The organism is Rhizobium sp. B21/90 (assembly GCF_019355815.1).
Classification (GTDB): domain Bacteria; phylum Pseudomonadota; class Alphaproteobacteria; order Rhizobiales; family Rhizobiaceae; genus Rhizobium; species Rhizobium rhododendri.
Map to the genome: position 1 here is coordinate 300,110 of NZ_CP072163.1, position 22,007 is coordinate 322,116.

General features: G+C 59.8%; 22 protein-coding genes and 1 pseudogene. 19 read left to right on the forward strand and 4 right to left on the reverse strand.

The window, feature by feature from the left end; translation table 11 throughout:
* The first annotated feature begins 10 nt into the window (after positions 1-10).
* The 8 genes from J5278_RS19565 to J5278_RS19600 all read left to right on the forward strand — a co-directional run bounded on the left by J5278_RS19565 (position 11) and on the right by J5278_RS19600 (position 8,564).
* Positions 11-958, forward strand: coding sequence for a DUF58 domain-containing protein (locus tag J5278_RS19565; protein WP_209185892.1), 948 nt, complete (start codon positions 11-13; stop codon positions 956-958).
* Entirely contained in the window at positions 958-1,482 is a 525-nt protein-coding gene (locus J5278_RS19570; protein ID WP_209185891.1) for a DUF4381 domain-containing protein, read from the forward strand. The genes J5278_RS19565 and J5278_RS19570 overlap by 1 nt, the downstream gene beginning before the upstream one ends.
* The gene (locus tag J5278_RS19575; protein WP_209185890.1) at positions 1,469-2,458 is read left to right on the forward strand and encodes a VWA domain-containing protein; all 990 of its coding nucleotides are present in this window, start codon (positions 1,469-1,471) and stop codon (positions 2,456-2,458) included. Before J5278_RS19570 ends, J5278_RS19575 begins: the two co-directional genes overlap by 14 nt.
* On the forward strand, positions 2,455-4,008 hold the full coding sequence (locus J5278_RS19580) for a VWA domain-containing protein (protein ID WP_209185889.1): 1,554 nt from the start codon (positions 2,455-2,457) through the stop codon (positions 4,006-4,008). The genes J5278_RS19575 and J5278_RS19580 overlap by 4 nt, the downstream gene beginning before the upstream one ends.
* A complete protein-coding gene (locus J5278_RS19585; protein WP_209187825.1) occupies positions 4,005-5,297 on the forward strand; it encodes a BatD family protein in 1,293 nt (430 codons plus the stop codon). The genes J5278_RS19580 and J5278_RS19585 overlap by 4 nt, the downstream gene beginning before the upstream one ends.
* Before the next feature lie 143 nt (positions 5,298-5,440).
* A complete protein-coding gene (locus tag J5278_RS19590; RefSeq protein ID WP_209185887.1) occupies positions 5,441-6,406 on the forward strand; it encodes a formylglycine-generating enzyme family protein in 966 nt (321 codons plus the stop codon).
* Positions 6,407-6,417: 11 nt separating this feature from the next.
* The gene (locus J5278_RS19595; protein WP_209185886.1) at positions 6,418-7,440 is read left to right on the forward strand and encodes an HAD family phosphatase; all 1,023 of its coding nucleotides are present in this window, start codon (positions 6,418-6,420) and stop codon (positions 7,438-7,440) included.
* Positions 7,441-7,445: 5 nt separating this feature from the next.
* Positions 7,446-8,564 (forward strand): transporter substrate-binding domain-containing protein, encoded by a 1,119-nt coding sequence (locus J5278_RS19600; protein WP_209185885.1) that lies wholly within the window; start codon positions 7,446-7,448, stop codon positions 8,562-8,564.
* Between the two features lie 16 nt (positions 8,565-8,580).
* Here the strand turns inward: J5278_RS19600 and J5278_RS19605 are convergent, their stop codons facing one another.
* Both J5278_RS19605 and J5278_RS19610 read right to left on the reverse strand, forming a co-directional pair.
* Positions 8,581-9,576, reverse strand: a complete 996-nt coding sequence (locus tag J5278_RS19605) for a transporter (protein ID WP_209185884.1) — start codon at positions 9,574-9,576, stop codon at positions 8,581-8,583.
* A 116-nt stretch (positions 9,577-9,692) separates the two neighbouring features.
* The gene (locus J5278_RS19610) at positions 9,693-11,438 is read right to left on the reverse strand and encodes a hypothetical protein (protein ID WP_209185883.1); all 1,746 of its coding nucleotides are present in this window, start codon (positions 11,436-11,438) and stop codon (positions 9,693-9,695) included.
* 620 nt (positions 11,439-12,058) lie between these two features.
* On the opposite strand from J5278_RS19610, the gene J5278_RS19615 reads away from it, so the two are divergent.
* From J5278_RS19615 to J5278_RS19660, 11 genes and pseudogenes are all read left to right on the forward strand, one after another.
* Positions 12,059-12,862 (forward strand): hypothetical protein, encoded by an 804-nt coding sequence (locus tag J5278_RS19615; RefSeq protein WP_209185882.1) that lies wholly within the window; start codon positions 12,059-12,061, stop codon positions 12,860-12,862.
* Complete coding sequence (locus J5278_RS31495; RefSeq protein ID WP_307877479.1) at positions 12,859-13,788, forward strand: hypothetical protein; 930 nt, start codon at positions 12,859-12,861, stop codon at positions 13,786-13,788. Before J5278_RS19615 ends, J5278_RS31495 begins: the two co-directional genes overlap by 4 nt.
* Positions 13,673-14,824, forward strand: a complete 1,152-nt coding sequence (locus J5278_RS31500) for a mechanosensitive ion channel family protein (RefSeq protein WP_307877485.1) — start codon at positions 13,673-13,675, stop codon at positions 14,822-14,824. Before J5278_RS31495 ends, J5278_RS31500 begins: the two co-directional genes overlap by 116 nt.
* Entirely contained in the window at positions 14,824-15,960 is a 1,137-nt protein-coding gene (locus J5278_RS19625; protein WP_247749299.1) for a hypothetical protein, read from the forward strand. The genes J5278_RS31500 and J5278_RS19625 overlap by 1 nt, the downstream gene beginning before the upstream one ends.
* Positions 15,961-15,972: 12 nt before the next feature.
* Positions 15,973-16,176 (forward strand): hypothetical protein, encoded by a 204-nt coding sequence (locus J5278_RS19630; RefSeq protein ID WP_209185881.1) that lies wholly within the window; start codon positions 15,973-15,975, stop codon positions 16,174-16,176.
* A 116-nt stretch (positions 16,177-16,292) separates the two neighbouring features.
* Positions 16,293-16,715: pseudogene (locus J5278_RS19635) on the forward strand (hypothetical protein).
* 16 nt (positions 16,716-16,731) lie between these two features.
* Positions 16,732-17,316, forward strand: coding sequence for an OmpA family protein (locus tag J5278_RS19640; protein WP_247749298.1), 585 nt, complete (start codon positions 16,732-16,734; stop codon positions 17,314-17,316).
* 174 nt (positions 17,317-17,490) lie between these two features.
* The gene (locus J5278_RS19645) at positions 17,491-18,258 is read left to right on the forward strand and encodes a DUF2092 domain-containing protein (RefSeq protein WP_209185879.1); all 768 of its coding nucleotides are present in this window, start codon (positions 17,491-17,493) and stop codon (positions 18,256-18,258) included.
* Positions 18,255-18,857 (forward strand): hypothetical protein, encoded by a 603-nt coding sequence (locus J5278_RS19650; protein WP_209185908.1) that lies wholly within the window; start codon positions 18,255-18,257, stop codon positions 18,855-18,857. Before J5278_RS19645 ends, J5278_RS19650 begins: the two co-directional genes overlap by 4 nt.
* Positions 18,858-19,125: 268 nt before the next feature.
* Positions 19,126-19,404, forward strand: coding sequence for a type II toxin-antitoxin system ParD family antitoxin (locus J5278_RS19655; RefSeq protein WP_209185878.1), 279 nt, complete (start codon positions 19,126-19,128; stop codon positions 19,402-19,404).
* 2 nt (positions 19,405-19,406) lie between these two features.
* The gene (locus tag J5278_RS19660) at positions 19,407-19,700 is read left to right on the forward strand and encodes a type II toxin-antitoxin system RelE/ParE family toxin (RefSeq protein ID WP_209185877.1); all 294 of its coding nucleotides are present in this window, start codon (positions 19,407-19,409) and stop codon (positions 19,698-19,700) included.
* A 481-nt stretch (positions 19,701-20,181) separates the two neighbouring features.
* Here J5278_RS19660 and J5278_RS19665 read toward each other — a convergent pair whose 3' ends face one another.
* A complete protein-coding gene (locus J5278_RS19665; protein ID WP_209185876.1) occupies positions 20,182-21,063 on the reverse strand; it encodes an NAD(P)-dependent oxidoreductase in 882 nt (293 codons plus the stop codon).
* Positions 21,064-21,996 carry a LysR substrate-binding domain-containing protein gene (locus J5278_RS19670; protein WP_209185875.1) on the reverse strand — a complete coding sequence of 311 codons (933 nt, stop codon included), beginning with the start codon at positions 21,994-21,996 and terminating at the stop codon, positions 21,064-21,066.
* Positions 21,997-22,007 lie beyond the last annotated feature (11 nt).

Consider the following 22,007-nt stretch of genomic DNA (forward strand, 5'->3'; position numbering starts at 1 on the left):
GGAGCGGACGATGGCCGACGTCGGTTCCGAAGGGGTTTACGTTTCCACGGATCACCTCGTGGCACTCGAAGCGCATGCGCGCGATCTGACCTTCGTCCAGAAGGCCAGGAGCCATCAGCAACTCTCAGGCCGCATGCAGTCTTCGATGCGCGGTCGCGGCCTGACCTTCGAGGAGCTGCGGAACTATCTTCCCGGCGACGACATCCGCTCAATCGACTGGCGCGTCACCGCCCGCACCAATAAGCCCGTGGTCCGGGTCTACAGCGAAGAGAAAGAGCGGCCTGCCCTCATCGTCGTAGACCAGCGCATCAACATGTTTTTCGGCAGCCGACTGGCGATGAAATCGGTCACCGCTGCCGAAGCGGCCATGCTCTGCGCCTGGCGCATCCTCGGCTCTGGCGACCGGATCGGCGGCTTCGTCTTCAACGATGATATCATCGACGAAGTCAATCCGCATCGCAGCCGCAATGCCGTCATTGCCTTTGCCGATCGGATCGCAAGGCAGAACCGGATGCTGAGGGCGGATGCGCCGCAGGCTTCGTCAGCCAACCAGCTCGATGCGGTTCTGGCCGCCGTTTCGAATATCGCCCACCATGACCATCTCATCGTCATCATCTCCGATTTCGACGGCCATACGGCTGCGACGCGGGATCGCCTCCTCCGGCTTTCCGGCAGAAACGACGTGATCTGCATCCTGGTCTATGACCCCTTTCTGCTCGACCTGCCGCGGACAGGCAACATCGTGGTCAGCGGAGGCGCATCGCAGGCAGAGCTTCCGCTGAAGAGCGCCAGCGTTCGCTCGTCGATCAACACGTTCGCCCGTGACCGCGGGCGCGAACTACGAGACTGGCAGCAGCAGCTCGGACTGCCGATGCTGCCCGTCTCGGCGGCGGCGGAGGCCGCACCTCAGCTTCGTCGTCTGCTCGAACAGTCCGCCTGGCGGCAGAGGAGGCGTTGATGGAAGCTGAGGCCCCTCGCCTCGATCCGATGACCGAGGCCGCCCTGAAGTCTCTGAAGGACATCGCTGTCCCGGAACCGATCTCGTGGCTGCCGCAGACCTGGGGATGGGCCATGCTGGCCGGACTGCTGGGCCTGGCCCTGCTCTTCATTGGCCTTCGCCGGCTCCGGAGATACCGTGCCAATGCCTATCGCCGCGAGGCGCTGCTGCATCTCCTCGATGTCGAAGAGAGGATGAGCGATCCGGCACGGCGGCACGAAGGCATCCATGCACTCGCCGAACTGTTGAAGCGCGTGGCGCTCGCAGGCTGGTCACGAAAGGAAGTCGCTTCAATGTCGGGTTCGTCATGGGTGCGGTTTCTGGGCGACCATGATGACACGCCTTCGGAGCCCGCTCTCGCGACGCTCCTCGACGACTTCGAATATCGCGATGACGGAACCCTCGATACGATGCCCTCAAATGTCGAGAGCGATCTGACCACGGCGGCCCGCAGATGGATCGGGGGTCATCGTGTATCAACTTGATCTCCCGTGGCTGCTCGTCCTGTTGCCGCTTCCGATCTTCGTCTGGTGGGTTCTGCCGGCGCGGCGGGAAATATCGGCGTCGGTGCGCCTGCCGTTCTTCGATCAGGTGGCGAAAGCGGCAGGGATCGACCCGACGGCGGGTTGGGCGACCGCGCGTCGTTCATGGCTCCAGCTTTCCTGCGAGACGCTCGCTTGGTGTCTGATGGTTCTGGCGCTGGCCCGCCCGCAGTTCGTCGAGCCGCCCATCGAAAAGGTGGAACCGCAACGCGATCTGATGCTGGCCCTCGATCTGTCGCAGTCGATGGACACGAAGGACTTCGAGGCGCTCGATGGATCGATGGAAACGCGCGTGGAAGCCGTAAGGACGGTCGTCGCCGATTTCGTGAAGAGACGTCCCGGCGACCGTATCGGCCTGGTCGCGTTCGGCGACGCGCCTTATCCGCTTGTTCCCTTCACCATGGATCATGACACCGTCGAGGAGGTCATCGCCGAAAGCCTGCCGGGAATGGCCGGGCCGCGCACGTCGCTGGGCGATGCCATCGGTCTCGCCATCAAGATGTTCGAGAAGACGACCGTGCCTCAGAAAGTCCTGATCGTGCTCACCGACGGAAACGAGACCGCCAGCAAGATGCCGCCTGCGAAGGCGGCCGAGATCGCTAAGCGCAACGGCGTCGTCATCCATACCGTCGGCATCGGCGATCCGGCAGCCACAGGCGAAGACAAGCTCGACACCGCGACCCTGCAGAAGATCGCTTCCGACACTGGCGGCCGCTATTTCTTCGGCGGGGATCAGACGCAGCTTGCCGACATCTACGGCATCCTCGACGCCATCACCCCTGAGGACCAGAAGAACTTGTCCTGGCGTCCCCGCATAGACCTGTTCCACTGGCCGCTCGGCGCTTCCATCGGGGTGCTGGCCTCCTACTATCTTGTCACGGGAGCTGCGGGTCTCGCTCGTCGGAGGACGACGGCATGATCGGGGACTTCCACTTCATCCGGCCCTGGTGGCTGGCGTCGCTGATCCTCCCGGTCGCCATTGTCTGGCTGGCGTCGCGGTCGACGGATGTGAGGAGCCAGTGGAAGACGATGATCGCTCCTCATCTTCTTGACAGTCTCGTGGTGGAGGCCGGACGTGGATCACGCGTCCGGCCATCATGGCTGCTGGCGGTGGTTCTGGCGTTCGCGTCGCTCGGAGTGGCAGGCCCGACATTCCAGCGTGAAGCACCGCCCTTCGTCGAAGACACCGCACCACTCGTCATTGCGGTCGACCTTTCAGCGACAATGGATGCCATCGACATCACGCCCTCCCGCCTCGAGCGCGCCAAGTTGAAAATCAAGGACATCATCGCAGCACGCGGCGGCGCGCGGACCGCCATCATCGCCTACTCGGGTTCGCCGCACGTGGTGCTTCCCCTGACCGACGACAACTCGCTGATCGAAACCTACACCGACGCGCTGGCGACCCGCATTATGCCCGATGATGGCAAGGACACGGCCGAGGCGTTGGCGCTGGCCGAGCGGATGCTGGCGAGAGAGAAGACTAGCGGAACCGTGCTGTTCCTGACCGATGGCGTCGAGGCGAAAGCCTTCGATGCCTTCAAGGGCGAACGCGACAACGGCCTGGTCGTCCTGGGCATCGGCACGGCCGAAGGCGGACCGGTGAAGGCGGGCGGCAGCTTCCTCACCGAGTCGAGCGGAGCCAGGCTCTTTGCCAAGCTTGATATCGAGGCTCTGAAGAATCTTCACAGCGCGACGGGCACGGATGTCGCCACGTTGACCGACGACGATACCGATGTCCGATGGATCGCCCAACGTATCAGAACCAACTTCGCGCAGAAGCTGGCGACCGAGGGCGACCGCTGGCGGGATATGGGCTGGTGGCTGGTCGTGCCGCTTGTCCTGATGTTCGCCTTGTCGTTCCAGAAGGGATGGGTCGTCCGTGTCGCGATAGTGCTTCTTTCGCTTCCCATGCTCATGCCCGTTCATGCCGAAGCGGGAGAACTCGCCGACATGTGGCTGACACCCGACCAGCAGGGTCGGATTGCCTATCAGCGTGATGAGTATCAGGCTGCCTCGAGTCATTTCGCCGATCCCATGTGGAAGGGTGTGGCTTTGTATCGCGCCGGGAAGTTCGCCGAGGCCGTCGACGCGTTTGCCGCTGTCGACAGCGCCGAGAGCTGGTACGATCAGGGCAATGCCCTCATGCACCTGTCGAAGTTTGACGAGGCGGTCGCCGCCTTTAAAAAGGCGCTGGAGCAGAAGAAAGGATGGCCTGAAGCAATCAGCAATCTCGCCATCGCCCAACACCTGCTGAAAATCGAGAAGGACAAGGAGCAGGAGCAGCCGCAGGAACCCAGCGAAAAACCGGATCAGGTGCAATTCGACGACAAGGGCAAGAAGGGCAAGGAAGGCCAGATCGACATCGCCGAACAGACGTCGGAGATGTGGATGAAGAACATCCAGGTCAGCCCCGCCGATCTCATGGCCCGCAAGTTCGCCATCGAAGCGAGGAGCCAGAAGCAATGAAGTGGATGGTTCTCGCTCTACTTCTTCTGACTGCGGGTCGAAGTCTCGCCGCGGAGCCTTTTGCGCGCGTGGAGATCGAGGACAAGGGAAAGATCGTCGCGGGCCAGCAGGTCCGGCTCGACGTCACCATTTTCGCGCCTGATTTCTTCACTTCGCCGCCGCAGTTTCCGCTGTTCGACCTTCCGAACGCGGTCGTCACACTGCCTGACGAACGAGCCCAGAATATCGTCGAAACCGTAGATGGCATCCAGTATTCGGGAATTCGCAGGATTTACGCTGTCGTCCCGGAAGTCGCAGGCTCTTTCTCCTTGCCGGACGTCGTGATCGCGCTCGGATATTCTGTCGAGGGCAAGTCAGTCAAAGGTGAAGCGCGGCTTCCGCCGTTTGGGTTTACCGTGATGGCAGGCGAAGTCACCTCCGGGAACACGCTGACCTTTGCGGCACGAAACCTCGCACTGACGCAGAGTTTCGATCGGGACCCAGCCGCTTTGAAGGTCGGGGACGCGCTCGTGCGAACGATAATGGTTTTCGCCGAGGACACACAGGCGATGATGATCCCCTCCATCGATGTCGGCAACTCCACGGGGATGAAGCAGTACGCTGCGACGTCCAGGGTCGACGACAACGTATCGGTCGGCCGCAAGCCCGGAAGCAGGCGCATCCAGACCATCACCTATACGATGGAAGCCGTGGGAAGCTTCACCATTCCAGGTGTGTCCTACGCCTGGTACGACGTCGATCAGCACCGTCAGTCGACAGCCACCCTTCCATCGACGAAGGTCATCGCAGCAACGGCATCTTTACCAGCCGAGGGGATCGCGCCGGCCCTGCAGGTCGATGCGGACGGGCGGTTCGTCTGGCGAGATCGCACACTGGCAACCGTCGTCGTCATCCTGCTGACCCTGGCATTGGGGTGGGCGACATGGCATCTTCGAAATTGGCTCTCCATGCGATCCACAAGGTGGAGGCTCGCCTATCGAAATTCCGATCGGCAGGCGCTTCGTAGCTTGCAGGAGACCATCCGGAACGGAGAGCCAGGGGACATCGAAGCCGGGCTGCGGCAATGGTCCCGCCAGAAGGGCTTTCGGTCCTTGGCGGACTGGACGGCAGCAAATTCCCAACTGCAAAATCAGGTCGAGAACCTCCAGCGACTTATCTACAGCGACGGCGCAGATGGCGTCGTTATCGACCGCGAAGCTTTAGTGAAGTCGGTGTCGGCGTCAGTCCGGCCGACGGTATCCCCTCGTTCGGGTCGATCTTATCTGCCAGCCCTCAATCCTCGAGGATGAGCAGCGCAAGCGCCGGAAATTCCAAGGGACCGTGACCGAGGCAACGATGTTGTTACGTCCCATTTACCCCCCTGTTACCGTAACGTACTTACCCGTGCACGCTCGTTGAGCAAAACTCCGGCCATCGAAAACCGGAGGCGGCGATGGCATTGGCGTTCGACGACGAACAGGCGCAAGAGCGAGGCCAGAACGGTATGGTCTGGATACGCGGCCGCACCTTCACCATGGGCTCGGACAGTCATTATCCGGAAGAGGCTCCCGCCCACCCCGTCAAGGTCGACGGCTTCTGGATTGAAACCACGCCGGTCACGAACAGGGCGTTCTCGGCTTTCGTGAAGACGACGGGATACGTGACGCTCGCGGAAAAGGCACCCGATCCCAAGGACTATCCAGGTGCCCTGCCAGGCATGCTCCGCGCTGGATCGCTCGTTTTCACCCAGCCCAAGACGGTGAGCGGCTCCGACATCGGCCAATGGTGGACGTTCAAGTTCGGAGCCACATGGCGACGCCCGCTCGGTGGGCTCAGCGATCTCCGCGGCAAGCTCGACCACCCGGTTGTCCATGTCGCCCACTCCGACGCGTTGGCGTACGCCGACTGGGCGGGGTTGGCACTTCCAACAGAAGCCGAATGGGAGCTGGCGGCCCGAGGCGGTCTCGATGACACCGAATTCGCGTGGGGCGACGAACTGATGCCGGAAGGCGTCGCCATGGCCAACACATGGTCGGGGACGTTTCCGACGTCGTCCACCAAACCCAAGGGTCACGAGCGCACCTCTGCGGTCGGCTCGTTTCCGGCGAACGGCTACGGCATGCACGACATGATCGGCAATGTCTGGGAATGGACGTCGGACTTCTGGTCGACAAGGCACCCTGAGCCTGCAAAGCACTCGTGCTGCATTCCCAGCAATCCGCGCGGTGGCGCGATCGACGGCAGCTACGATCCGCGCCAGCCTGCCATCCGCATTCCCCGCCGCGTGCTCAAGGGCGGCTCGCACCTCTGCGCGCCGAATTACTGCCGCCGCTACCGTCCCGCCGCCCGGCATGCCGAACCCGAGGATACGTCGACGAGCCACGTCGGCTTCCGCTGCGTCAAGCGACCGCTCGTATAGGAGAAATACAGATGACGACCCGACCAAAAGTCCTCGATACTCTGCTCGCCTCGACGCTTGTCGCCCTCGGGCTACTTCTATTCGGCATCTTCGGGCCTTCAATCGCCAAGGCGCAGGAGGTGTTGCCGTCCTGGAACGATACCGCGGCAAAGACCAGGATCGTCGATTTCGTCAAGGCGACCACGACCCAAGGGGGTGAAGGATACGTCGCGCCGGAAGCAAGGATCGCCGTCTTCGACAATGACGGGACGCTATGGTCGGAGCAGCCGTTCTACTTCCAGCTAGGGTTCATGCTCGACCGGGTGAAGACCCTTGCGCCACAGCATCCCGAGTGGAAGGAAAAGGAGCCATTCAAGTCGATCCTTGCCGGAGACATGAAGGGCGTCGCCAAAAGCGGAGAGAAAGGCATCGTCGACCTTGGAATGGCGACCCATGCCGGGATGACGACCGACCAGTTTTCGAAGATCGTCACGGACTGGTTTGCCACCGCTAGGCATCCGAAGACCGGAAAGCCCTATGACGAGATGACGTTCCTGCCGATGCGCGAACTGCTGGACTATCTGCGCGCCAACGGCTTCAAGACCTACATCGTCTCAGGCGGCGGCGTCGAGTTCATGCGGCCGATCGCGGAAAAGGCTTACGGTATTCCACCGGAACAGGTGATTGGCAGCACGATCGTCACCGAATACGCCATCGTCGGCGACGTGCCGGTCCTGAAGCGGCTTCCGAAGATAGACTTTGTCGACGACGGCCCCGGCAAGCCTTCCGGCATCAACAAGTTCATCGGCCGCAAACCGATCTTCGTGGCAGGCAATTCCGACGGCGACTACGAGATGCTTCGTTGGGTCACTGCCGCCAAGGGGCCTGGCTTTGCCATGATCGTCCACCACACCGATGCCGACAGGGAATATGCCTACGACCGCCAATCCCCATTCGGCAAACTGGACAAGGCGTTGAACGAAGCGGAACGCCGCAACTGGCTGGTCGTCGACATGAAGGCTGATTGGAAGAAGGTTTACGCCTTCGAAAAGTGAACGATATGGGCCTGTCTCAGAACGTCCGCGGTCTTGCGGCGACAATTGCGATCCTTGTAGCGTTCCTTGTTTCGGTCCATGCGGCCACTGCGCAGCAGGTCACTGAGGCAAATGGATTTCCGAACCGCGAGTTGGCGGTGGGCACCAAGATCGCACCGCCATTTGCCATGAAAGCTTCGGACGGCTCCTGGAGCGGTATTTCGATCGATCTGTGGAAGGAAATCGCGGGCCGGCTGGGCTTGAAATATAATTTTGTCGAGGAGCCTACGATCCAGAGCCTGATCGCCACGACAGCACACGGAGACTATGATCTTTCGGTTGCAGCAATCACCATCACGGCCGAGCGGGAACGTGTCGTCGATTTCTCCCAGCCATTCTACGACACCGGACTTGGCATCGCCGTCTCCACGGGGAATGCTTCGGTCTGGCACGAGATCATTCGCACTATGACCTCGTTCGGGTTCCTACAGGCAGCCGGCGCTCTCATCGGGATTGCGCTCGCGGTCGGGGCTTTGATCTGGGTGTTCGAACACCGCCATAACGAAGACTTCGGCGGCGGCGGGGCAAAGGGCCTCGGTGCCAGCATCTGGTGGTCGGCCGAGGCGATGACGCAGGCCAGCACGGGGCATCGAGGTCCGAAAACATTGGGCGGACGTATTCTTGCTATCATCTGGATGGTCGTGTCGATCATCACCATCGCGGTATTTACCGCCAGCGTTACATCGGCTCTGACGACCCGGCAAATCCGCGGTCTGGTGCACGGCGTTGAGGATTTGCCCGCGGTTCGGGTGGGCACAATCGCAGGGTCGGCCACCGTCAGTGTTCTCGAGGGAGAGCGGATAAAACACCGCGATTTCGACAACCTGAACGGCGGCTTCAAGGCACTGGTCGCCGGATCGGTCGACGCCTTCGTCTATGACAAGCCGTTGCTTGCCTGGACTGCCGAGCAGCAGTTCTCCGGAAGCGTGCAGGTGCTCGATGGCGTCTTCGAGCCCCAAAACTACGGCATTGCCATGCCCGCCGGGAGTGCCCACCGCAAGTCCATCGACGTCGCTGTCCTCGAGACAGTTCACGACGACAAGTGGAAGCAGATACTTTTCAGGTATCTGGGCGAGAAGCGCTGAGGCGACGCCCTGGAGACTATTGGGCGGCCACGTTGATCGGTTTCGTGATCGCCAGAGGCATCGAGATCGTCAGAAAAACCGCATCCCCCTGTGCCCGGTTTTCGACGGAGAATTCGTGGAAATACTTGATGCGCGCCGAGATCGGGACTTCGCCCGCCTTGAAGTTCCAGCCGATCGTTGCGCCGATTGCTGTCGCCCTTCCCTTGAAGTCGCTCCGCGCACCGGAGCCGCTGTCGCCTGTGACCTGGTCGTAGTAGTAGCCAACGAGGCCTGCGTCGAACACCTTGTTGAAGTGCTGGACGGCCGCCCACTCGAAGTGGAACTCGTTCCCCGTGCGGTAGTCCGTTGTCGGATTTTCCGCGTTGAAGGTCATGCCGACCACGCCGGACAGATCAAGCCCGATCGCCGGGTCAAGCCAAGTCAGGCCGCCGGAGATATCCGCGCCCCAGTGGTGGAATGCGATGTTGGAGATTTCACCTTTCTGGTAGTCTCCGATAGGGACGTTGACGAGAAGGGTGGTCTGCCAATGGAAGTTTTCTGCCTCCCATCCTAGCAAACCGCCAAGAACCGGATCGCCGACAGTGAACACCGGATCGGTGACGTTCCCTGACGCAGTGCCGCCCCGAGGTCCCGCAAGTGTGACGTCTGCCGATGTCTCTTTCCACCCGACAGGCACGGTTGCCAGCAGTCCGAGATGGCCGCCCGCGATGTCTTCGGGCAGCACCCACAGGACAGTGGGAACATCGATGACCGCCTTACCTTCAACGCCTACGGCCAGCCGCCCGCCCGCTGGCAGTGCCTTGCCGCCGCCGAGGTCGCCCGAATAGAAATAGACGTCATTGGAAAAGAAGACGCCCGGCGGCGGCGTTATAGCACCGCCGGGGCCCTTTGAGCCAAGTAGGTAAAAACCCACCGCACCTTCAGCAGAAAACGCCACAGCCGGCGAGAAGATGACCATCGCCGCGAGCAGTGGTGTGGCCAGCTTGCTCGTGGATACCAAATGCTTTGTCATTACTTCCCCCAAAGACGCTTTTTAATGGCAGCAGCTTGGCAGAGCCGACGATCAAGACAAGTACGTTACGGTAAATCCGAGCGTAAATCATATGTCACAACCGATGCCCAAGGCCTCTAGTTGGAGGCTGTCGCCGCGAGGGCGGGTCGAATTTCGATCTTGCTCGCTTTCGTCAGTCCGCGCTCCAACGATGCGATCACGGGCGTCGGGTATCGCCTCCATTCCATCTTCTGGCGGAGTGAGGTTTGGTAATCCGGAAGCTCGGTCTTCAGGTATTCGAGGCTTGAGCTTGCCTGCGGGGATGCCATCTCGCCCAAGGATGCAGCCCTGATAGCGCGCACGACAATGTCGCTGCAATTGATCTGTTCGGAGACCAACGACGCGTTCGAATAGTCGCCGCGGGTGTAGGCGTCGAGGGCGAGCACGATACGGGCATCGCGGGGCACCGCGTCGACGTCCTTCCCGGCTTCTTCGGCGAGCGAGACCGCCGCATCGCGGAAGCCTGAGCTATATAGGACGCCCGCGAGCTTTGACAGGACATCCGGGTTATCACGGTTAAACGCCAGCGCCTGATTGCCGGCGGCAATCGCGGCATCCGTTCGACCCGCATAGAACTGCGCCATCATGATCGCGACCTGGGCACGGTCGGATGTCGGGTCGAGTGCGGCCGCCCGGTTGGCGAGCGTCAAAGCCCGGTCGAACGGCGTGGTCGCTGGATCGCCGCCCTCAGCGGCGACGATGATCCGAGAAAGAACCGCCAGAGCGTCAGCGTTACCGGGTTGTAGAGAAACTGTCCGCTCTACGCATGGAAGCGACCCCAGGATACCGTTGCGACCACCCTCATCCAGCTCATATTCGGCTTTCAGCACGCAGGTGTTGCCAACGACGTCCTTCGCGGTGCCAGCACGCGCTTCGAGAATGTTGATGACGCCGCGCGAGCTGGCGAACCTCTTCGCCAGAAGCGACACGAGTTCGTCGCGGACGACGGCCTCGCTACGCCCCCCAACCTCTACGCTATCGACACCCGACTTCAGGACGCCTTGTCCATGGTCTCCGACAACCTGCCACCACACCGTCCGGAGGTCGTCGTCAGAATAATATTTCATATCGATGTCGTAGGCATTGCCAGCCGACCGCAGCGCGGATTGTGTCGTCGATCCTGTGCTCATCCCCTTCTGCGACGAGATGGTAAGTGTGCGGAAACGCGACAGCGCGGTCACGAGATAGTCTCCGGTGACGTCCGCCTCCTTGGCATTGGCTTCATCCGGTGAAGAAATCGCAAGCGTGACGGATGGCCGCGCTGTCAGGGCAGGTGGCTGGCCATAACGCAAGGCTTCCGCGAATATTATCCCGACGAGGACAAGCGCCACCGCGCCGGCAACGTAGACTAATGGAAATCTGTTTCTTCTTGCGGGCGGCAGTCCAACTTCGTGCGAACCGGCGTCGGCGATCACGTCAACTTCAATGTCGGCCACTTCGATTGAAGGCCCAGTAGCCTGGTTGCTGCGGGAGAACTCCGCGAGGTATCGACCGATCGGAAGATGGATCGATATGTCTGACGCATCGCCGAATGCCTCGTAGTACTGATTGAGCACTGATCTTAGACGGCTCATCTCGATACGGACGATCGGGTCGGACGAGGCATCGAAATCAGCCCCGCGTCCGAGGACATCCAGTGCTACGGTGTAAGCCTTGACGGCTTCCCGGCATCCCTGGAAGTGCCTCTCGGCAAGGTAGTTGAGGATACTTTTTGCGCGCTCTGTGCCATGGAAACGTTGATCGGCCAGCAACCTTTCGAGTTCGGTGCGCCCTTCCGCCTCCGATACCTCGCTCGCCCCTTGCGGTTTCCCTTCCGTGTTCATCGCCGCCCCCGCTACGCAATGTCAAAGCTAAGTGAACCAGACAAACTTATCGCGCAGATGACAAATGGTTGCAACGGAGAAAGCTAACAAAACCGCAAGGATGTCTCAGAATGAACAATGCGCGTTCTATTCCGCGACGTCGGACGGACGTGCAAGACAGTATTGTATGATGTCGGATTCGATCTCGGTACAGATCGTCTGGTATTCTTTTATCCTTGGGCAGTTCGCATTGCCGGACTCCCGAAGCATGCGTTCCAGCGTCACGCTTGCATCTTCGTAGGCCTCGCAAAGGTCGCTGAGAGCGTCCGATCTTTCGGCGAGGATTTGCAGCCTTCCCCGAAGTGCGGGCAGTCTTAGCATGAGACGCCAAAGGCCGCGTTTCGCCGAACCTTCAGGTGCCTTTTCGTCAGCGTCTCCTCGTCCCATTGTTCCATCCTGCCCCCCGCTCGAGTTCGACGGCATCACTCTACCCTCCTGGCACTGGCGCGTAAGTACGTTACGGTAACAGGGCCGATCGTTGGCCACCCAACACCTTTGTTACATCTGCATTTACCGTTACGTACTTACGTGCCGCGGAGTTTCATGATCTCAATCCCGTAAAACGAACCGGGAGACTAGACATGAACGGATTGAAGGCTTTCGCGGTTGCCACCGCCATTCTTGGATCGGCCACGGCCGCGGCAGCGCAGGAGCATCAGGACGTCAACGACGCCAACAACCCGCTGACGCCGAAGATCACGTTCAATCTTCAGGACTACTATGTCCCGAGCTTCATCGACGTCCCCGGCCATCCGCACGCCAACCAGTTCCTGCTCCGCGGCCTGGTGCCTTCGGACATGTTCGGCGTGCCGCAACTCCTTCGGTTCACTCTCCCGATCGCGACCTCCCCCGAAGTGCAGCACGGCTACGTCACGGGACTGGGCGACCTGACGCTGATGGACATCTTCATTCTTCCGAAGATGGGCGACGTCACGTTCGGTGCGGGACCGCTGGTCGTTGCTCCGACCGCGACCGACCGGTCTCTCGGCAATGGCAAATGGCAGGCGGGCGGCGCTGGCATTGTCGTCGCTCCCCAGGACTGGGGCCTGCTTGCGGCTCTCGCCACCTACCAGACTTCGTTTGCCGGCCAGCACGACCGCGAGGACGTCAACCTCCTGACCGTTCAGCCGATCGTCAACGTCAACCTCAAGGACGGCTGGTATCTGCGCTCCACGGCGACATGGAACTTCAACCTCGAAAACGGGGCTTCGTACATCCCCGTCGGCCTTGGTGTCGGCAAGGTCTTCCAGCTCGACAAGGGCGTGACCATGAACGCCTTCGTCGAACCGCAGTACACAGTCTGGAACGACGGCGCAGGCGCTCCGCGCTGGCAGATATTCGCAGGCGTGAACTTCCAGTTCCCGATCCACAGGCCCGCCCAATGAAATGGCTGGCGGCGCTTTTGTTCGCCATGTGCGTGAGCATTGCCTCCGCGCAGACGCCACCGCCGCAGCCAAAGATGGACGAACTCCTCCGCCTTCTAAGCGATCCCGAGCTGAAAGCATGGATGGAGAGCCAGAAGGCGGCCACCACGGTGCCTAAGCCCGAGGTAGCGGAACAACCCGGTCTCTCTGCGTGGGAGCTTGTCACCCGATTGCGGATTGATTCCATCGTCTCCGCAATACCCCGAATTCCCACTGAAGTCGCAGCGGCCTCCCGGAAGACGCGCAACGATGCCATATCCCGCGGCTACGCTCCGGTCATGCTTATCTTCGCCGGATTGGTGGCGATCGGGTCTTTTGCCGAGTGGGCTTTCCGTCGCTTGCTCCGAGGAAGGTTGGACATTGAAGACGGCGCTGAGAAATCAGTCATCTCTCAACTTCTTCCGGTTTCCGTCTTCGCCGCAACGATGGGCGTCATATTTTTCGCCGTCGAATGGCCGCCGCTCGCGCGCATCGTTTTGCTCACCTATCTCATCGGCTTTGTCGTCTATCGCTGCCTTTCGGTGCTCGTGAGCCTCTGCACCGAAGGCCACGCTCCGCTACGACGACGCGCTCGGCTATTTTTAGGCGGCGCGGTTATAGCGATCAGTTCCGCCACCCTTGCGGGACCGCTCGGCGTCGATAGCGCCGTCAGCGAAGCGATCTCCTATAGCTTCAGTATCGTCCTACTGGCGATTGCCATCGAAGCCGTGTGGTCGGACATCAACGCAAGCCCGCGCATCGAAAGTGGCGCTCACCCTGTTTCTATTGGCGATCTGGACTCTATGGTGCATCGATCTCAAGGGACTGTTCTGGATCGGCATCTATGCATTGGTCCTGCCCGGACTATTGCGCGGTGTAGGCAAGGCGGCGGCGACCATCTCGGCTGATAACGGCACCTCCTCCAATGGCCTCCGTTCCGTCCTCGTCGTCAGAGGTAGTCGAGCTATCGTCATCGCCCTGGCAGCAGCCTGGATCGCCGTCGTCTGGCATCTGAATCCGGACTCGTTGGCGCATCAGAACCCGAGGCTGATGGCAATCCTCTATGGTCTCGTCAAAAGCGTTGTCGTGCTGCTGATCGCCGATCTTCTCTGGCACCTAGCAAAATCCCATATCGACCACACGCTGGCGATCACAGGGGAAACGAGCGACATTCCGGCCGCCGAGATCGCACGGCGCGGACGCCTGCGCACGCTGCTGCCGATCTTTCGCAATGTTCTCGCCGTCTTCGTCGCGGTGACGGCGGCCCTCGTCGTCCTTTCCGAACTGGGAGTCGCGATCGCACCGCTCATCGCCGGCGCGGGCATCTTCGGCGTCGCCCTTGGCTTTGGTTCGCAGACATTGGTTAAGGATGTCATCAGCGGCGTCTTCTATATGCTCGATGACGCGTTCCGGGTCGGCGAGTACATCCAGGCGAAGAGCTACATGGGCACGGTCGAGGGCTTCAGCCTGCGCTCCGTCCGCCTTCGTCACCACCGCGGTCCTGTCTTCACGGTTCCGTTCGGCGAGTTGGGCGCGGTCGAGAATATGAGCCGTGACTGGGCCATCGACAAGTTCAAGCTGTCCGTCGGCTATGACACCGACATCAACGTCGCCCGGAAGATCGCCAAGTCCATCGGTGCCGAGCTTCTGGCCGATCCGGAACTGGGACCGCAGTTCATCACGCCGCTCAAGATGAAGGGTGTGGAGTCCTTCGGCGACTACGGCATCGTACTGAGCTTCGCTATGACGACGGTGCCCGGCCAGCAGACCTCCATACGCCGCAAGGCATACGCGATGCTACGGGATGCTTTCCGGGCCAACGGCATCGAGTTTGCCACCCCGTCCGTGCAGGTCGGAGGCGAAGAAAAGGGCGACGCGGCCGCCGCTGCGAATATCGTCAGGGCGGCGGAGATCAAGGCACAGGCCGCAACGGGAGAAAGCTGATGGCTGCGGCCGCCGACGAACAAGATACCCTCATAAGGCTGATGCATGGCGGCCCGTTCTACGCCGCGATGTCTACGCTTGGCCTGCATCACCGGTTCCCGCGGGCCATCTTCTTCGCCGCGCTATGTTGGATTGTACCGCTGCTTCTCGCGGTCGTCTCGGCCGACGCCGCCGCCTTCGCCAATGACTGGGGCGTCTGGGCGAAGTTCCTGGTCGCGCCGATCCTGTTCACGCTGACGGAACATCCGATCGGATTTGCGGTCGACGAATGCGTGTCGGTGCTCTTCAGAACTCCGTTGATCGCGGCTCGGTCGAAGGATGACGCCTACCAGGCCCGCATCGACGCGAAGGCCGATACTGTTGCCACTTTACCGGAGGCGATATGCCTGCTTCTGGCAATAGCCGCCTCGGTGTTCAACTACGAGCGATTTCATTCCGGCTTCGCGCCGGAGTGGGCGGTCTCGCAAGGAACCTTCACGCTCGCGGGCACATGGTGCGTGGTTGTCAGCAATACCGTTTACTGGTTTCTCCTCGCGCGGCTCGTCTGGAAGCACATCGTCTGGTCGCGGTTCTTGTCCCGGATCGCCCGCTGCAGATTACGGCTAGCGGTGACCCACCCGGACGGCCACGGAGGTCTGGGGCTGCTGGGTCGCTATCCCGCAGGCTACGCGCTGTTCACGTTGGCCGTCAGTTCCGTGGCGGCCGCAGGAATCGGCCATGTGATGCAGCGCGAGACCGTGACGCCGACGCTGTTCACCGCCGTCTGTGCCGGCTGGCTTCTGGTCGCCCTGCTGTACTACGCGTTGCCGCTGGTAGCCCTTGGTATCGATATCGCCCGATTGAAACGGCGGGCGGCCATGCTCTCGATCGTGAAAGCCACGGACTTCGAGCGGTCGATGGAGCGGTCGCTTCTCGGAGAAAATATCGAGGCGGACGAGGTCGAGATGGAAACACCGGAGTTCCGGGATCTCAAACCTCTCTACCTGGCATCTTTGAAGACGTCGGCGCTCCTTATCAACAAAGGAAACGTCCTGCCAATTCTCGTCCCCGCGCTTCTGCCTCTGCTCGTCGTCGGAGCGTCGTATCTTTCCTACGCCCAACTCGGCCCGATCGTGAAGCGGTTGCTGTTCCTATAAAGGAGATGTCAAATGTGGTTTCCATTGCTCGCCCGCCTGCCCTTCGCCGTTGCCGGGATCATCACCGGATGGTTCTTCGTTGATGGGTCGTTTCGCTACGACATCGTTCAGATGGGCGTCTCGCTAATTCTTCTTGCAGGCTTCTGCGCATGCCTGGTTTATGCGCCGACGATCTGGAAGGCTCTCGGCGGAAAGGATCGTAAGGGCGGTTCCTGATCGGGTATTTACGTCGACATTTACCGTAACGTACTTCCGCAGCCTGCCGATCTCGGCAAGTCTCCCACCCGTTCCATAGGCGTCGCCCCGACGCCATGATCGAGAGGGGTTCGACCATGATGAAGACCTGGAAAGCCGCGGCGGCGACGGCACTGATGTGTGTCGCTTCCGTCTCGGGGACTAAGGCCGAGACAATCAGCTACGCCGACGCGGTGACTACACTCGCCAATGACTGCGGAACCGACATCCAGAAGCTTTGCAAGGGACTGAACCTCGGCAACGGCCGGATTGCCGTCTGCCTCCAGCAGAATGCCGCTAAAGTTTCTCCGATCTGCAGATCGACATTGGCCGGGGTGGCCGCTTCGCTTTCCAAGCGGGAGGAGGCCCAGGCTTCCTAATCCAAGATTTGCGCCCACGACATGGCGCAGCATTGCCCAGGGGTGAAGGGAGACGGCAACATACTTGCCTGCCTCGTGAAGACGTATCGGATCGTCGGAGCGAAATGTAACGCGGCGATCACCGATGCGGGCTGGCGCTGACATGAGGAGAGGTCAGATGAATAAGTTCACCCTTCCCTTGCTGGCCGTGCTTGCCGTAGCTGTGTCGATGGTGCCCGCCACGGGCTCTGCGCAGCAGGTCACCGAACAGCGGATCACCTCCAGCCTCGGCAAGCTCGCGGGCGCGGCTCCGATCGTAGATGTCGAGCTTCTTCGCCAGGAAGCCATGAGCGGCGCTGGAAAGCAGATGTCCGGGCTGCCAAACTGGAGCAAGCTCGCCAAGCTGCCGCAGATGGTGGTCGAGATCGACTTCGTAAACGACAGCGTCGCCATCGAACCGAAGTCCTACCGCACCCTCGGTTTGATCGCCGACGCGCTACATCACCCGAACTTGTGGGCCTACAGGTTCCTGATCGTAGGCCATGCGAGCGCAACGGGCGGGGACAAGCACAACTTCGACCTAAGCCAGCATCGTGCGGATGCAATCAAGGAAGTCCTGTCGACCACCTTCGCCGTCCAGCCGGAACGCCTCTACTCCGTGGGCGTCGGCGAGTACTTCCCGATCGATGCGGCCAAAGCCGACTCCGCCGACAACCGCCGCGTCCAGCTCTTCAATCTCGGTCTGTTCACGCAGACGCCGTAGGGCTAGACTGCTGCGGGCGGAGGGCTGTCGGGAAACGGCCCTCCCTCCTTACGGCAATCACGGCTCATGACGGCAAATTTACGCCGAGATTTACCGTAACGTACTTCCGCAAGCGCCCAGTCCCTGCCTTCCTGACGACGTCCCGCACCGAAGCGGGTGAAAGGAAGGGAACCGATGAAGGCAAGATTTGGCTCGCGCCTCGCAATCCCAACAGCGGTCATGCTGCTCGTTACGGGAGGCGTTCTGGCGAAGGAGAGACCGCCCAAGGAACCGGAGGTGGAGCCCGCGTCCATCGAGGCTCTCAAGAAGATGGGAGACCATCTTCAGTCGCTTCAGAATTTCACGATCAAGGCCGACACCACGAGCGAGGTTGTTCTCGACGACGGACAGAAGCTGGAGATCGGCGGCGAAGCGACCTACGAGGTCAAGCGGCCTGACCATCTGCGGATCGATCTCGTCACCGACGTCGTGCACGGCGAACTCGTCTATGACGGCAAGACGCTGATCTACGCCTCTCCCGACCAGAAGACATACGCGCAGGTTCCCGCACCGCCGACTATCAAGGAAACCTTGGAAAGGGCTGCGCAGCGCTATAACCTGCAGTTCCCCCTTGCCGACCTGTTCTCCTGGGGAACCAAGGACGCTCCCATCGACATCATCCGCGAAGGCTTCTTCGTCGGCCATGCCACGGTCGATGGCAATCAAACCGACCACTGGGCATTCCGCGGCCCCGACCAGGACGCCGAAATCTGGATCGCGACCGAGGGCAGCCCGCTGCCTCTGAAGATATCGCTTGTAGACCGGCAGGAAGACACCCGACCGCGGATCACGACGGTCCTGCATTGGACCGAGAATGCCGACATCCCCGCGGACGCGTTCGAATACAAGCCGCCAGAAGGTTCGGCCAAGATCGGCTTCGTCGGAGAGGAGACCAAGAAATGAAAAAGCCCTCTTTCTTCATCAGTGCCCTTCTGGCGACGGCGCTTGTCGTTCCGCAGATCGCCGAGGCCCGTGGCGGCTTCGGCGGCCGCGTGCCCCGCATGAACTTCGGCGGCGGCGGCTTCCATGGTGGTGGTTTCCACGGCGGCGGGTTCAACGGACCGGCGCACTTCCAGCCGCGGTATCACCCGCCGGGCGGCGGAATGCATCCGCCCCATGGGCCAGAGCGGCATGCCGGCCATCAACCGCCCCCAGGCGGCAATCATCCCCATGGCCCCGGACCTGGGCCGCATCCTCCAGGGCCGGGACCGCATCCTCCGGGTCCGGGCCCACACCCGCCGGGACCGCCTCCCGGGCCGCATGGCTGGGGGCCACCTCCACCTCCGGGGCCATACTACCCGGGCTATTGGGGGCCAGCGGCAGCTTGGGGCGTAGCGACAGCGACGGCCATAGCCATTGGTACTGTGGTTGCCACCGTGCCGGCCGAATGCACGAACGTTGTTGTTAGCGGCATAACCTACAAGGATTGCAGCGGCAGATGGTTTGCGCCGCGTTATGACGGGCACTCTGTCGTCTATGTGGCGGTGGCCGACCCTCGGTGAGTTTGCGCGATGATTTGACGGGCGGTCGATGCGCCGCCCGCTTGACCAGCGATTTTTTTCGAAGGAGGGTTTCCCGAGAAACTGAAATCCGGCACAGATAGGATCGCCTTGATAGGGTATGAACCCACGGCCACTGGGTTCACCGGCTGGGGCGGGATGGAAAATCAATCGGTTCAGGAGGTTGCTTCGGTTGAATGTCATAATCGCCCCTTGCATGCGGTACGCTAATCGCATACCGTTTCTTGGGTAACTCGGAGACTAACGAAGTATGGCGACAGTCGAGAAGATTACGATTGCTTTGACGTCCGAAATGGCGGGGTTTGTGCGGAACGCAGTCGATGCTGGAGAATATGCATCAACGAGTGAAGCTATCCGTGACGCCGTCCGCGAGTGGAAGGAGCGCCGGGATTTGCTTGGGTATACAGTCGAAGACCTCCGAATGCTTGTGCAGGAAGGTATTGAAAGTGGGCCAAGTTCGCGCTCGACAATGGCAGAGGTAAAAGCTGCAGCGCGCGAACGATTAGAATCTTCACGAGACGAACGCTAACCGTGCATTCAATTGTCAGAACAGACCGCGCGGACGAGGACCTGATTGAAATATGGTCCTATATCGCCGCTGACAACACAATTGCAGCTGACCGTGTTCTTGACGCGATTGAAGCACGCTGGGACAATCTCGCCCGACACCCCTACTCTGGAGTTGCGCGCGACGATATCGCGCCTGGCATTCGGCATCTCGTCTCAGGTGAGTATCTAACCCTTTATCGACTCAGTGGCAGTGCTATTGAAATAGTCCGTGTCCTGCATGGGCGCCGAAAGATATCCTCCAAAATCATTATATAACCGGCAGGGTCACGTAGCCCGCGTATGTACCCTCCATCGATAAAAAAATGCGTAATGCCTATTTATGGAACTCTGGGAAGTTTCTGGGGGGCATAGTTCAGGCTGAGCAGTCGCAGAACATCGAACATCGTCGGTTTGTAAAGACGAGGAAAACTCCTATTTCTCAGAAGAACCCCTTACATCAATTACCAGCGCGCGACCTCCGTCTCAACAACGCCGACCCAAGGCTTGGCTCGCTTATGTGTCGCCCGCATCCCTGATCGGATTCCAATAAAGCTCTTCTTGTGAAGCGGATCCGACTGTGGCCAGCGAGACCCTTCCAGGCACAACAGCCGTTATGCAGCGTCACCCCAACGTCGCCAAAAGGGCGTCGTCGATCTTGTCTTCATCGATCTCCATGGACCGACTATCACGCACGGCGCCCCAAAGCCTGTGGCTCTGGTTGAATGAATACTTACGACCAACCGTTTTCGGGATCTCTTCAACCTCGTGGGAGCCCATCCGTAATTTCATCGTCAAGCATCGAGAGTACGGCCTCGTAGCCAAATTGCGGTTTCCATTTGAGTGACAGGCGAGCGTCAGAATTGTCATAGACTCGATCTATGGTCCTTGGAAGTGTCCAACCTCGTTCTCGGAAAGCTTGCACGATGCCCGGACACCGCTTTTGAATTACGGATAACGCATTGTTTCCGAGCGTTTCGCAATCTTTAAGCAAGAATGGGGTTGTCGCGCTAACAATGTGCGTCGAAAGCTGTGCCCCTTCGATTTGGAGAGCACGCAAATGTGCCGAGGCGACATCTCGGATATCGATACCGCGATGTAACCTATAAAGCGCCATTAATTGCGGACTTTCAGGAAAGCATCGGGCAATACGTAAAATTGTCACGTGCAGAGATCTACAAGCCACCTCCGCAAGACATTCCTCAGCTTTAATTTTGGTGAAATGATATATTGTTCGCGGCTTCGGTTTCGCGCTGGCATTGATCCACTCAGCGGCACCGTTTGCTTCAGTTTTTGCTCCATATAGGGCCGTTGTGCTCGTAAAGATAATCCGAGCCGTTCCGGCAGCTATAGCAGCTTTAGCAACGGTAAGTGTCCCAACCACATTCACCTTCTGAAATTCGCAATCGGGAACCGTGTTAACATGGGGGGCATGAAGCCCTGCACTATGTATAACCGCTTGTGCGCCAGCGAAAGCCCGGGCAAGATCGTCATAATTTGTAACATCACCGATAACGGATGTTGTAGGCCCGGGAAGCCGGTCGATACCGATTACATCAAACGTGCTCGCCGCAGCCGCACATATCGCTTGGCCAACACGGCCGCTGCTTCCAGTCACAATAAGGCGGGATTTTTTTACCATCTAAACTTCGCTATGCAAGTTTGTGGGGGGTGGAATAATGTCAAATAAGCCACGGCAAATCACCATCTCATCTTCCAGCCACTCCTTAAATGCCTGCACCGAAGCAGAGAGCCGGGTGCCCGACGGGGTCAACAGCCAATAAGAAAATCCTGTGGGCACACTGGAAGCAAATGGGACGACAAGTTGCCCGGACCGGAGCGAATCGATTGCCTGTGTCTGCCAGGACAGTGCTACACCAAGCCCATTTACTGCAGCGCTTAAGCATAGGTCTTCATCGGAAAAAGAAAGTTTTCTCTGTAACTGTAGTCCCTCTGCGCCGTTAGCCTCCAACCATATTTGCCAATTCATCCCAATGCTCTCACTTGTGATTATGTTCACGTTTAGCAGGTCCTCTAGTGACCTGAGAAGTGGGACAAAGTGAGGGTTGCAAACCGGAAATAATAGCTGGTCCATGATCCTGGTCCGCTCAGTTCCCCGCCAATTCCCTTTCCCAAAACGGATGGCGCAGTCATAGCCGTGATGAGAAATATCGATGATGTCCCGGGAGGCATCAAGGCTAATGACAATTTCTGGATGGCGACGATAGAAGTTTGTTAACCGAGGTATCAACCAGCTTTTCGCAAACGCAGGAGCAACTGAAAGACGAATTTGCTTGGGGGCGTGTTCCTTAAGTTGCTCAAGCGAATTGGATAAAAATCTAAACCCTCGCGTGAGCTCGATGAGGAACTCTTCTACATTCTCTACTGCCTTAAATCCTGAAGCCGTTCGACTGAAGAGCTTCTTACCGATTTTTTGCTCTACACCAAGAACGTGCTTACTGATCGCTCCGGGTGAAATGCAAAGTTCGTTGGCTGCTGCTGCGAGCGTGCCGTGGCGCGCTAGGGCGTCGACGGCTCTCAAGCCATTCAAATGATATTTTGATAAATTTTCCATGACTCGCCTAT